The 11859-nt window shown below is 42.5% G+C and carries 12 protein-coding genes and 1 tRNA gene; 6 read left to right on the top strand and 7 right to left on the bottom strand.

The features are described from left to right. Nucleotides 1–272: 272 nt before the first annotated feature. Complete coding sequence (locus V5804_RS06540) at nucleotides 273–494, bottom strand: hypothetical protein (RefSeq protein ID WP_369590575.1); 222 nt, start codon at nucleotides 492–494, stop codon at nucleotides 273–275. A 101-nt stretch (nucleotides 495–595) separates the two neighbouring features. On the opposite strand from V5804_RS06540, the gene V5804_RS06535 reads away from it, so the two are divergent. The 5 genes from V5804_RS06535 to V5804_RS06515 all read left to right on the top strand — a co-directional run bounded on the left by V5804_RS06535 (nucleotide 596) and on the right by V5804_RS06515 (nucleotide 2763). Then, a complete protein-coding gene (locus V5804_RS06535; RefSeq protein ID WP_369590574.1) occupies nucleotides 596–1045 on the top strand; it encodes a 3-oxoacyl-ACP synthase in 450 nt (149 codons plus the stop codon). Between the two features lie 54 nt (nucleotides 1046–1099). Next, a complete protein-coding gene (locus V5804_RS06530) occupies nucleotides 1100–1648 on the top strand; it encodes a hypothetical protein (protein ID WP_369590573.1) in 549 nt (182 codons plus the stop codon). Nucleotides 1649–1804: 156 nt separating this feature from the next. Continuing rightward, on the top strand, nucleotides 1805–2035 hold the full coding sequence (locus V5804_RS06525) for a DUF433 domain-containing protein (RefSeq protein ID WP_369590572.1): 231 nt from the start codon (nucleotides 1805–1807) through the stop codon (nucleotides 2033–2035). Then, entirely contained in the window at nucleotides 2019–2342 is a 324-nt protein-coding gene (locus tag V5804_RS06520; protein WP_369590571.1) for a DUF5615 family PIN-like protein, read from the top strand. The genes V5804_RS06525 and V5804_RS06520 overlap by 17 nt, the downstream gene beginning before the upstream one ends. Nucleotides 2343–2409: 67 nt before the next feature. Beyond that, entirely contained in the window at nucleotides 2410–2763 is a 354-nt protein-coding gene (locus V5804_RS06515) for a hypothetical protein (RefSeq protein WP_369590570.1), read from the top strand. 297 nt (nucleotides 2764–3060) lie between these two features. Here the strand turns inward: V5804_RS06515 and V5804_RS06510 are convergent, their stop codons facing one another. The 3 genes from V5804_RS06510 to V5804_RS06500 all read right to left on the bottom strand — a co-directional run bounded on the left by V5804_RS06510 (nucleotide 3061) and on the right by V5804_RS06500 (nucleotide 5788). Beyond that, complete coding sequence (locus V5804_RS06510) at nucleotides 3061–4230, bottom strand: glycosyltransferase family 2 protein (RefSeq protein ID WP_369590569.1); 1170 nt, start codon at nucleotides 4228–4230, stop codon at nucleotides 3061–3063. Further along, nucleotides 4227–5147: a glycosyltransferase family 2 protein gene (locus tag V5804_RS06505; RefSeq protein WP_369590568.1), complete on the bottom strand. Its 921-nt coding sequence runs from the start codon at nucleotides 5145–5147 to the stop codon at nucleotides 4227–4229. The genes V5804_RS06510 and V5804_RS06505 overlap by 4 nt, the downstream gene beginning before the upstream one ends. Nucleotides 5148–5251: 104 nt before the next feature. Then, nucleotides 5252–5788 carry a pyridoxamine 5'-phosphate oxidase family protein gene (locus V5804_RS06500; RefSeq protein ID WP_369590567.1) on the bottom strand — a complete coding sequence of 179 codons (537 nt, stop codon included), beginning with the start codon at nucleotides 5786–5788 and terminating at the stop codon, nucleotides 5252–5254. A gap of 177 nt (nucleotides 5789–5965) precedes the next feature. On the opposite strand from V5804_RS06500, the gene V5804_RS06495 reads away from it, so the two are divergent. Beyond that, entirely contained in the window at nucleotides 5966–6847 is an 882-nt protein-coding gene (locus V5804_RS06495) for an SDR family oxidoreductase (protein WP_369590566.1), read from the top strand. 151 nt (nucleotides 6848–6998) lie between these two features. Here V5804_RS06495 and V5804_RS06490 read toward each other — a convergent pair whose 3' ends face one another. From V5804_RS06490 to V5804_RS06480, 3 genes are all read right to left on the bottom strand, one after another. Next, on the bottom strand, nucleotides 6999–10319 hold the full coding sequence (locus V5804_RS06490; RefSeq protein WP_369590565.1) for a GH92 family glycosyl hydrolase: 3321 nt from the start codon (nucleotides 10317–10319) through the stop codon (nucleotides 6999–7001). Between the two features lie 164 nt (nucleotides 10320–10483). Then, complete coding sequence (locus tag V5804_RS06485) at nucleotides 10484–11386, bottom strand: metallophosphoesterase (protein ID WP_369590564.1); 903 nt, start codon at nucleotides 11384–11386, stop codon at nucleotides 10484–10486. Nucleotides 11387–11718: 332 nt separating this feature from the next. Further along, nucleotides 11719–11794 (bottom strand) — tRNA-Lys (locus V5804_RS06480). Between the last annotated feature and the right edge of the window lie 65 nt (nucleotides 11795–11859).

The raw sequence follows: 11859 nt of genomic DNA, 5'->3' as shown, positions 1-11859 counted from the left end.
GGATATTAACCTGATGCCCTTCGTTCAAACTCAAACCAAGTTATATATTTTACTAAGAAATTGTTTAAACTTTTTTCCGGCCTTGGTTTTTGGGCCGATGCTTCTTTTACCCCTATAAAATTGGTGCTTGTGCCGTCCTAACAAATTAGAAACCAGCCAATGTCAATTTTTAGTCGGTAAAAGAAGTATGGTTTAGAGCACAAAATATTATGCTTAAATAAGTTTTTGGTTTGAATTTAATTTTAATAACTTAAAATTTTTAATCAGAAAAATCAGAAACGTTGTATTTCCGAAGGCATTGGCGTACCGGGAAATTCCGGGCTGGAAGGATAGCCTGGGTTTTCTGCGGGAAAACGATCCGGGGCGGGAAAATCCGGCGAACGAAAAGGTACTGGGTCTTCCTGCGGGATTTCCGGTTTTGGGCTTTCGGCGGGCGCTTGTTCCGGCGTTGTTTCCGGGTCTGGCTCTACGTTATAAAATGCTGTTGTTTTCATGGTGATGCTTCTTTTATCGGCATAAATTTAACTTACAGAACGGTTAAATGTTTTAATCAGGGAGATTTGCCCATCTTTACAAACCCAATAATTTTTAGCTTTTGAACATCAAACAACAACTCCACCAGCTTTGTGCCGAACAAATCCAACAACGGATCACCGATGCCGAAACCGCTATTGCTGAAGCCCGGAAAGCATCTGAAAACGATACCAAAAGCAGTGCGGGCGATAAATACGAAACCGGCCGCGCCATGATGCAGCAGGAAATTGACCTCAACTCGCGGCAATTATTGGAAGCACGGAAAATGCAGGCGCAGTTACAGCAAATCAGTTTTGATGCAACACACAACTCGGCACAAGCCGGAAGTTTGGTAGAAACCAGCCAGGGCGATTTTTATTTGGCCGTTAGCGCCGGTGCTTTGCTGATCGGCACAAAACGTTATTACGCTATTTCCACAGCTTCGCCGATGGGCTTGCAATTAAAAGGCAAAAAGGCTGGCGAGAGTTTTAAATTGAACGGCAAGGAATTTCGGGTTTTAAAGGTTTGGTAGGATTTTGATTTTTAGGTGGTAAAAGAAGCATTAGAGGAAAATTAAAAATAAACTATGAAATATAAAGTACTAATTTTTATAACAGTAAGTTTATGGATCATAATTACCCGTATTTATGATGTGTATGAAACCTATTTATTTATGCCAAACTTAGATAGGGAAATTAATCCTTTGGTAAAATACTTGCATGTTGGATGGACTGGTTTGTTACTTGTTATTACGTTATTAGTTGTTTACATCATCTTTAGTTTTTATAAGTTTTTATTTGATAAACCTCTATCATTACCAAAGGAAAATGGCTTAAATTTTAGTGAATTTTTTACCACATGGTATTTTGGCAAAAAAGAAAATTGGTATAAAGCTTTTTATAAATTTCCTGATACAAAACGGGTACATTATTTTGCTGGTGTCTTTTTTGCATCTGCCATTTCCGTTGCCGGGCTTTGTACTACTTTAATGTGGGTACTTATAAAATATACAAGTTGGTATTATACGAAATATCATAATATCATCACCTTGTTAATTGGCTTCAGCTTTTGTTTTGTACCATCGTTGTGGTATATTCAAATAATGTACAAAAGGTACAAGTTGCTTACTGCTTAGCCTTAAACTTTTAATATAAATACCTGTTTTATGACAAGTCAGCGAAAGTTTTACGTTGAATGTGAAAGAGTTTCGGGTTTTAAAGGTTTGGTAGGATTTATCGAAACAGCATTAGGCCGAATTTTTGCTAACTTAGAACTAACAAAATGAAAAGCGATGTTGTACGGACAAGTAAGTATTGACCCAGAAGTGATGAGTGGCGCACCGGTTTTTGCCGGAACAAGAGTTCCTATTCAAAATCTTTTTGATTATCTAGAAAATGGTGAAGACCTTGCCGAATTTTTGGATGATTTTCCATCAGTAACAAAAGAAGCCGCATTGGCAGTTTTGGAAATGGCAAAACGATCAATCACAACAGAAAAATTGCTTCATGAAAATTTTGCTTGACGAAAGTTTGCCCCGAAAGTTGAAATATGATTTTGGTGAAGAACATGAAGTTTTGACTGTACGAGATATGGGTTGGTTAGGAAAAAAGAACGGTAAATTATTGAAACTGATGACAGACAACCGTTTTGAACTATTTATAACTGTTGATCGAAACTTGCCTTATCAGCAGAATTTACAAAGGCTTCCGTTAACTATTATTGTTTTAAGAGCTAAAAACAACACAAGAGAAACGTTAAAAAGACTTGTGCCAGGAATATTCATACGTGTTGCAGAAGGTAATTTGCAAAATGTTATAGAGATATTTTGAATTATAGTTGTATAAGTTTGTTATGATATTGATTTTTAGGTGGTAAAAGAAGTATTGGAGGAACAAAATGAAAATAAATAAATTTAAAGATCACTCTTTTCATGATTCACAAATAATAGAAGTAAAAGAAAATTCTACTAACCAAACTTTTGATTTTTTACTTAATTATCCTGTAAACTGGGATAATAACATCTTTGAAAAAAGGATTCTAAGATTTAGGAATATTACCAAATACAAGTTAGAGGAAATACCTTTTGTTGGCCCTCGTACAATTTTAGAAATAATAGATTTAGTTGTTCCAGCAACAATGGATGATGACGAAGATATATTTGGATTGACAAAAAGTAAAATTGAAATAATTACCAATGCAGGAAACAGGATAATTGAATTTTCGGAATGTGAATTATTAGACACTTTTTAAATCCTGTTCTGCCTGTTTTTCATGCTTCTTTTATGCCATAGAATTTAGGTAACTTGTAGTTTTGGCTGAAGCCAACGTTGTTCCGCTTTATCCACGGCCTAAAGGCCGTGGCAATGAATAAAGCATGATGTTGTAGGGTTTTGTTATCAGCAGGTTTAAAAGGATTTGTAGAACAAGGTGGTTTAATTGCCACGGCCTTCAGGCCGTGGTAAGTTTAAATTGGGATTTGGCTTTAGCCAAAACACCATTAAATGAAATTTAAACAGGCACTTAAAAGTTTAAGAAACCTAACCACCCCTACTTCCTTTTAGCCTTTTCCCAAGCCGCGCTTTGCACGCCAAACAAATACCGAAAAATCCCAGCAATCACCGCATAATTCATCACGCCAAAATAATACGGGATAAACAAAGCTTTGATTTTGATTTGCTGTTTTTCTAAAAGCCAGCCTAATAAAGCGGCTGCATAAAATAAAGTTTGTGCCGATAAAAGAAGCTGGTAAATGATCTGATGGGTTTGCAAAACTATCAAAATATTGAGGATAAAAACTGCGATCATCAAAAACGGCACAACTGTCCAACGTAAAACGCGATGGCTAATGTATTGGAACGATAGCAGCGGCTGCCGAAACGGCAACAGCAAACCTTTAAGCCAGATAATAGATTGCAAGCCACCGGCCGCAATCCTGATTTTCCGTTTTAATTCTTCTTGGATGTTGGCAGAAGAAGTTTCGGTGGCGTAAGCTTCCGGTTCGTAAACAATGCGGAAACCTTTTTTGGCGATGAGCATCGAAATCATAAAATCATCAATGATGCTGTTGGGATGAACCGATTCGTACAATGCTGTTTTTACACTGAATAATTCCCCGGCAGCACCAACAACCGAGTTCAGTTCCGAATCCCAAACCTTTAACTTGGATTCGTATTTCCAGTAAAAGCCCTCTCCTGCTGTTGCATCAGATCTGGCCTCAATATGGACGCGTTTTTCTCCGGCCACGGCACCAACTTTCGGATCGGAATAATGGCGGCAAAGATTAACTAAAGCTTCTTGATTTAAAAAAGTATTGGCATCGGTAAAAACCATAGCTTCGGTTGTTACGGCTGCTACGGCGCGTTGCACGGCTGCAATTTTGCCAAGCCTTGCTGCCGAATGCATCAGTATAATTTCAGGAAATTGACGGATAATTTCCGGTGTTTTATCCGTAGAACCATCCGTAATAAACAAAAATTGGATTTTATCTTTCGGGTAATCTAAAGCAAGCGTGTTTTTGATTTTCGCTTCGATATAAGCTTCTTCATTGTAAGCGGCCACAATTAAAGTGCAAGTTGGCAATTCATTTTCTTCAACCAAAGGAATGCTTCTTTTACCCCTAATAATTCGACGCAGCCTCACCAAAACAAACAAAACCAAACCGTAACCGGCAAAGGCGTAAAAGATGAGAAAAAGGCTGATCCAGAAAAACGCGATCACTTGATTTCTGTTGGGTAACCGATGTAATGACTGTTGCTGCGGTTGGTAAAATTCCACCAGACAGAGCGGAACATCATGCCAATATGCGCCGAATTTTTCCCAAGCATATAGGAAAAAATATTGCGCGGCACCACCAACAATAAAAAGTGGAGGTAAAACACTTTCCGCTTAAAAAACGGTGCGTTTCGGCGAATGTACAACACGCGGTTGCGGTTCATGAAATAGGTTTTGAGCATACTGTTTTTACCTACCGAAATTGATTCTTTATGATAAATCACGGCCTGCATATCTACCCAAATTTCGTAACCGGCGCGTTTAAAACGGTCGCACCAATCCAGTTCTTCGTAATACAAAAAAAACTGTTCGGGCATTAAACCGGCTTTTTTGAGCGCGCATTTCCGCACCATCATGGCCGCACCGTGCGCAAAACCGGTTTGGCCGGTCAGGTGGTCGTACTGGCCGTTGTCTTTTTCAAACTGCCCGATGCACTGGTTGCGCGCATTGTAATAGTTCATCGCTGTAAACCCGGCGTACTGCAAGGTGTCCTGATCGTCAAAATATTTTATTTTTGGGGAAATGATACCGATCTGCGGGTTTTTCTCCATCTGATCAGCCAGGCGGCCAATCAAGCCGGGCGTAATTTCGGTATCGTTGTTGATGAGGAAAAGATAATCGCCGTAAGCCTCGCGAATGCCCAAATTGTTGCCGCCGGCAAAACCCAGGTTATTTTCCGACCGGACAAAATGTGCCCAGGGATATTTCTTTTTCCAAGCCTCGATTGGGTTTTTTTGGCTGCCATTGTCCACCACAATCATCTGGATTTCCGGATAATCGTTTTTGCTGATCACCGATTGCAGCAAAGCTTCGGTAACTTCGGGCTGATTATAATTAACAGTGATGATAGAAATTAAGTGCATAAAAACAGTATAAAGCTAAGTTTAAATAAGTTAAACTCAGCTTTATACGTACAGAAAAAATATTTGGCCTATTAAAACCTACTATCCATACTGTTTTTATGGCCTTAAATTTCGAGTTTGCCTTCCACAGAATCGTCGAAAGTTTTGCCCACAACGGCCGATGCAGTTTGCTTTAAAAATGCAATCGCGTCGCCATGTTTGTTGTCCCAGTAATAAGCTTCTGTCGGCACAACTTTTACTACGCTGATCCTCGGGTCGTCCTTGCCTTCGGTAAACCAGGCTTTCAAAATCGGGTCCCACAATTCTTCAATTTTTGCTTTGTCTTCGCTGATGTAGGCATCGCCATAAACATTTAAAAATCCGGAACGGTGGCTTTCCTGAAACAGCAAATGCACGTGGTCGTCTTGTTTGATCTCGTCGTTTTTGTGGCTGTCTTTACTGCTTAAAAACCATAAATTGCCTTCATCGTCCACTTTTTGCACCTGCATCGGGCGGATGGCCAGCGGCGAGCCGGTTTTAATCTGCGTACAAAAAAAACAGGTTTGCGTGCCTTCTGCAATTTCTTTCAGTTTTTTTAAAGCCTCTGTACCGGCCAGGCTTTTAACATTTTCTTCTTCCTGGTTTGCGTTTATGCTATCCATAATTTTTTTGATTTTTTTTTAAGCTTAACAGGTTTTGGCCGAAGCTGTTTCGCTTCACTGATTTTATGCCGGTAAAAGAAGCATCGGGGTTTTCAGCAAAAACAAAAGATAAAGCACAAACACAAAACATTTTAATTATTACGAAAGTTGTTTCAGGATAAGTAAAACAAAAACATCATGGAACAAACCAATCAAGACCCAACCAAAAAATACGAGAACCAGCCTTTCCCCGAGCAGCAGCAGGAAGCGCCGGGAACGGAAGCCGAATTGCAGCCCAAGGCAGACCACGGCGAAACGTCGTACAAAGGATCGGGCAAACTGCAAGGCCGGAAAGCGATTATTACAGGCGGCGATTCGGGCATCGGCCGTGCCGTTGCCATTGCTTTTGCCCGCGAAGGTGCCGATGTGTTGATTGTGTATTTGAACGAAGACGAAGACGCGCAGGAAACTGCCAGATTGGTGGAAGCAGCCGGGCGAAAAGCGGTTTTAATGCCCGGAGATTTGCGCGAAGAAGCACATTGCCAGCAAATTATAGAAAAAGCCGTAAGCGAACTGGGCGGAATTGATATTTTGGTGAACAATGCAGCTTTCCAAATGGCACGGCAATCTTTGCAGGAAGTGAGCAGCGAAGAATGGGACCGCACGTTTAAAACCAACATTTACCCGATGTTTTACTTGTGCAAACATGCCGAGCAGCATCTAAAACCAGGTAGCACCGTCATCAATACCACTTCGGTAAATGCGTACAAACCAAAACCTACGCTGATTGCTTATGCAGCCACCAAAGGCGCCATCCAAAACTTTACAGCAAATATGGGGCAGCTTTGGGCCGAAAAAGGCATCCGTGTAAACTGCGTGGCACCGGGGCCGATCTGGACGCCGCTGATTCCGTCAACCATGAGCAAAGAAGAAGTAAAATCATTCGGGCAAGATGTTCCGTTGAAACGTGCAGGCCAACCTGCCGAACTTGCAGCGGCTTATGTTTTTTTAGCGTGCGAAGATTCAAGCTATATGACGGGCTCTACCATCCAGGTAACGGGTGGCTCGCCAACAATTTAAGCAGGTAAAAACAGCATCGTTTTTTATCAAAGCAGGAAATTGTGGATAACAGTTTCCTGCTTTGTAATCCGCGCCTCAAATTATTTTGCTGATGCTTCCCAGCCCACCAAATTTATAGGCATAAAAGAAGCATTGTCAATCTAACCAGGCATTATTTTACGCCCCAGTTTTTGTTAGGCCGAGGGCCCATTTCCAAAGTCAATTCCCCTCCTTTAAGCAGTTCTTTTGCAGGGAACCAAAAAGACTGCAATGCTTTTCCGTTCAAGGTGGCACGCTGTACATATTTATTGTCGCGGGAAACATGGTTGGCCTTGATCGTAAATTTGTCGCCACGGCTGTACCGGTGGTTTAGATGGATGACCACCTCAGGAAAAATCGGGCTTCCGATCTCGTAAACCGGATTGGCATTCGCGCCGCCATCGGTTTGGAAAAGCCCTAAAGCCGACATGATGAACCACGCGCTCATCTGCCCCTGGTCTTCATCGCCCAAATAAGCGTTTGCTATGCCGTAACCGTAATACCGGTCGAGGACGGACCGGCCCCATTTTTGGGTAAGCCAGGGTTCTTTTCCCCAGTTAAACAAGTAGGCAAAGTGCATGGACTGCTGGTTGCCCTGGTCAACCGGGTTGTTCCAATATTGGTCTCCGGGCGCATTGAACCTGTTTTTAAAGCTTTGTCCAAAACCCCAGGAAAGGCGGTCAACAAACTTCTTTTCGCCAATGGTTTTGATCAGCCCGGGCAAGTCCTGCGGAACGAAATAGGTCAGTTGCCAGGCGTTCCCTTCTACATACTGCTCGTTTGCGCCAGACCGGAACGGGTCAAAATTTGGAAACCAGGTCCCGTCTGACTTCCTCATCCGCGCATAGCCGGTTTCTTTGTCAACCGCATTTTTCCAATAGGCCGAGCGGTCAATAAACTCGTCATATTCTTTTTGCCTGCCCAGGGATTTGGCCAGTTGGGCCACCGTCCAGTCGTCATAAGCATATTCAAGCGTGTTTGAAAACCTGCCCAAATCATAAGGCACATATTTATATTTTAAGTACACCTGCAAATTTTCATTTCCCGCAAAACCGGCCTTTCCTACTTTTTGGGCGGGCGTGGTTTGCATTTTATGTACGGCTTCAAAAAGTTTTTGCGCGTCATAATCACGGATGCCCATTTGATAGGCACTAACCAACAATGGGATTTCGTGCTCGGCAACCATTACCGGCACAAAGTTCATCCCGGCCGGGCCTTTGGCCAGCCAGCCGTCGGCATCGTACATCGCCAATTGTGATTTTACCCAACTGGAAGACCATTCCGGCACAGCCAAATTCCAAAACTGGTTCAAGTTCCAAAAGGTGTTCCAAAAAGCATCGCAGCCCAATGCCGGGGAATTCGGGTCTTTTAACTGCTGGGCTTTTTTTGAAGCGTCAACCCAGTTTCCGTTTACATCGCTCCAGGTGTTCCTGCTGGCCAACGCCCTGAACATGTTGCTGTAAAAGCGCATTTTTTCGCGCCTGTCGTTGCTGCTGATTTCCAAACGGCCCAACAATTTGTTCCAGGTCTCTTTTTGTGCGTTGCGTACTTTATCAAAACTCCAGTCAAAAGGCTTGGTTACCTCGGCTGCCAAATTTTCCCGGGCATCTGCTATGCTTACCAATGATATGCCCGTACGTACCTGAACTGTTTGGTTTTCGTTGGTGTCAAATTCTGCATAGGCACCTGCATTTGCAGGGTTTGCAACGTTAACAATATCATGGCCGCTTACCTGCTGGTTGACCCAGGTTCCGAACTTTTTGATTGGCCGGTCAAACTCTATCACAAAATGCACGGTATATTCCTGGTCAACGCCGCCAGCCCATACGTTTGCCGAAAACTGTTTGCTCGACCCTTCGATCCGGTGATCGCTTACTTTGCTGATGCTGGCTTCTTTCAGGGCATAATCATATTCGGCAGGGATTTTTAAGTCCATCATTACCCTTGCGTCCGTCATTTTTGGATAAGTATAACGCTGAAAGCTGCAGCGGGTAGTTGCCGTCAGTTCTGCTTTGATGTTGTGGCCGGCAAGCAGCACTTTGTAGTAGCCCAGCGGCGCTTCCTCCGTTTCTTTGTTAATCTGCGAGCGGTAACCTTCCTCCGGGCGCTGTTCATTGCCTACGGTAGTTTTTAATGGGCCGCTTGTAGGCATCATCCCCAAACCCGCCATTGTCCATTCGTGGATATGGCTAAAAGTGCCGATGCTTTCGTAGCTTGGGTCGTATCCGCCCATCCATTCCATATTCTGGTTATCGGGACTGATCTTCACCATGCTAAACGGCATCCAGGGGCCGGGCGCAATCATCCACCTGGAATGTGCAGAACCTAATTTGGTATCTACATAATCGGCGGCAGAAAAAACAGGATGGGGCCCGCGCTGCACTTTTCCTTTTTCTAATAAAATATTATTGCTGAAGATTTCATAATCACTGCTTTTTTCCGCGGAGACTGCCGGCATTGGCACTTCAAACTCGTACCGGGCAGAATCAAGGGTTTCAGAAAAAATTTGCTTTCCATCTAATTTAACGGAAAGTTTTGGTTTCCCGGCCAAATGCTGCACGTCAACCAGCAAGGGCTGATAATGCCGGCCGTCTTTTTCAATCTCATAACCGGCCGCTTTAACATTCCGCAAAAATACGTTTCCAGGTTTTATCAGGATGAGGTCTTTCGGCGCTTCCAGTCTAAGCTGATCGAATACCAGCCAGGAGCCTTTCAGCGAAGTTATCTGTATTTCGTTGCCGCCTTTATGCAGCAAACCTGCTGTCGGGATTTCTATTTTATACGGTTTGGCATGGCTCAAATTTCCTTCAATGGCATTGTTTTCATCCCCTTTTGGCAATTGGAACCGAAAGGGTTTCCCGTTGATGATGACTTTTACCAACGGCGGCAAACTGTCGCGATAGGCCAGCACGTTGACCGTAAAATTACCATTATCGTTTGCCGGGACTTGCGCTATGCCAAACAGGATGTTCAACACTTGCGTCCTGATCCCGGAGTTTTGGGCCGTGCCGCCCCAGCTATCTTTTGGGCCGGGCAGCACGTAGGGCCAATCCTTTTTAGGGTTAGAAAAGCCGATCAAAAAGTAACGGTCTTCCCAGCCAAAATCATGGTCCAAAAAATGTTTGTAGTTGGAAGGTGCCAAAGCCATATCGCCATAACCATGGTCGGCCTTGCCAATTTCCCAGGCAACTTTGTTTTGAGCTACGGCACCACAAAAAAAGGCCGATAAAAACAGTATGCACATCCCCTTTTTTATACTGGCCTTCTGCTTAAAAATGTTGAATGTGTTGGTGTTTACAGTAACCGGCCCACAATTATCGGCAACAATGGATTGTTTAAATAAATGGATTGGGTTGATCAAAAAAGACAGAAAACGCTGGTACTTTTTGCTGAGGCGGTTAAAAAAATATGGGTCCGTCATAATTGGTTTGATATCCTGTTTGGGCTGGTTCATGTTTTTTTTGGGTTGATAATCTTTTAAATTTTATCAGGGATAGCGATGCTTCTTTTATGGCATAAAAACCATTGTGCTTTTTGATTTTCTGATGCAGGAGCAACATCACTTACAAAAAAACCCTCTTTATACTATTAAGTTAAAGCCGGCAATTTGATGGCCATTTAGTAATTGATGTACTGCTCCTTAAAACTGCCGTCTGCATACAAATCAATCAGTCCGTAACCTGGGGCCGTTTCCCTGCGGTTGCCTTTCCACCAGGCACCGCTTACGGCACCGTTACAGAGGTAGGTAACATTATTATACACCACTTTGTCGCGCATGTGGAGATGCCCGCTCAAACAAAGTTTTACATTAGGGTATTGATAAAAAAGGTTTATAATTTTTGCCGTATCGGTGTGCATATCGCCCCCCAACATTTCCCAGCGGTTCACCACATCATCCTGGATCATCAGCAAAGCCGTAAGAATAGGGATATGGGACATCACCAAAACGGGCATGTTTTTTGGCGTGTTTTTGAGTTCGTTTTCGAGCCAGCTAAACTGCTCTTCGCCTAATTTACCGATGTACCAGGTACCATCAACATCGAGATGGACACTATCCAGGATTAAAAATTTCCAACCCTTGTTGATAAAACTATAGTACAGGCTGGAAAGCTTTAATTGGTCGAGGGCGTATTTTTTACCATACATACTTTGCCCTTTATCGTCCTCATACCACCATATGTCGTGGTTTCCCAGGCAATAATGTACCGGCAGGCTGCATGAAGAGCGCATAACAGAATGGGTTAAAGCCCATTGTGCATTGATTGTTTGCAGGTTTTCTTTGTTCATATCGAAAACCACATCTCCGCCATTTAAAATAAAATCAACCTTGGGAGATTGCTGCTGGACATGATAAAGGCATTTTTCATAACGCCGCGGCGCGTCAAACTCATTCTTTAAATGCACATCGGTTAAATGTGCCAATCGTAAAACAGGCTTTTCAAACGGGTTTTTGTTGATTTCGGGAAGGTTTGAAGCGACCAGCAAACCGCCTAAATTTTTAATTAAGGTTCTTCTTTCCATCTTTGATTTTTGGCAAACAAGGTTGTCTCAAATTAAGATCAAAAAAAGCACAAACAAGATTTATTTTTTTAGGTACTTTAACCATATTCATCATTAATTCCTAACAATAGATGTTTTGACTAAAACTGATTTAGGGTTTGTTTAAAACTTTGTTCAAGATATTTCTGATGCTTCTTTTACCACCTAAAAATCATTGAACTTTTTTGATTTGCAGGAACAACATAACTTACAAACGTGGCAGAAATAATACAAGGAGAGGTGTAAACGCTGTAGTTTTCCTAAAAAGGAAAAAACCTTCAAACTTTAAGGTTTTGAAGGTTTTGAAGGTTTTTTGGTGATCCCGCTGGGATTCGAACCCAGGACCCCAACATTAAAAGTGTTATGCTCTACCGGCTGAGCTACGGAATCATCCTTTTTCAAAACGTTGCCGTTTTTTAAAGTGGTGCAAATATAGCAGTATTAGCTATTGCCTG

Source organism: Mucilaginibacter sp. (assembly GCF_041088075.1).
In the GTDB taxonomy this organism is placed as follows: Bacteria; Bacteroidota; Bacteroidia; order Sphingobacteriales; family Sphingobacteriaceae; genus Mucilaginibacter_A.
The sequence above is the reverse complement of the archived record's forward strand: the minus strand, read 5'-3'. Positions and strand labels throughout refer to the sequence as shown.

What these genes read in the sequence shown, in the direction of transcription:
- V5804_RS06540 (WP_369590575.1), bottom strand. Translation starts at nt 494, where the DNA reads ATGAAAACAACAGCATTTTATAACGTAGAGCCAGACCCGGAAACAACG.
- V5804_RS06530 (WP_369590573.1), top strand. Translation starts at nt 1,100, where the DNA reads ATGAAATATAAAGTACTAATTTTTATAACAGTAAGTTTATGGATCATA.
- V5804_RS06525 (WP_369590572.1), top strand. Translation starts at nt 1,805, where the DNA reads ATGTTGTACGGACAAGTAAGTATTGACCCAGAAGTGATGAGTGGCGCA.
- V5804_RS06520 (WP_369590571.1), top strand. Translation starts at nt 2,019, where the DNA reads ATGAAAATTTTGCTTGACGAAAGTTTGCCCCGAAAGTTGAAATATGAT.
- V5804_RS06515 (WP_369590570.1), top strand. Translation starts at nt 2,410, where the DNA reads ATGAAAATAAATAAATTTAAAGATCACTCTTTTCATGATTCACAAATA.
- V5804_RS06505 (WP_369590568.1), bottom strand. Translation starts at nt 5,147, where the DNA reads ATGCACTTAATTTCTATCATCACTGTTAATTATAATCAGCCCGAAGTT.
- V5804_RS06500 (WP_369590567.1), bottom strand. Translation starts at nt 5,788, where the DNA reads ATGGATAGCATAAACGCAAACCAGGAAGAAGAAAATGTTAAAAGCCTG.
- V5804_RS06495 (WP_369590566.1), top strand. Translation starts at nt 5,966, where the DNA reads ATGGAACAAACCAATCAAGACCCAACCAAAAAATACGAGAACCAGCCT.
- V5804_RS06490 (WP_369590565.1), bottom strand. Translation starts at nt 10,319, where the DNA reads ATGAACCAGCCCAAACAGGATATCAAACCAATTATGACGGACCCATAT.
- V5804_RS06485 (WP_369590564.1), bottom strand. Translation starts at nt 11,386, where the DNA reads ATGGAAAGAAGAACCTTAATTAAAAATTTAGGCGGTTTGCTGGTCGCT.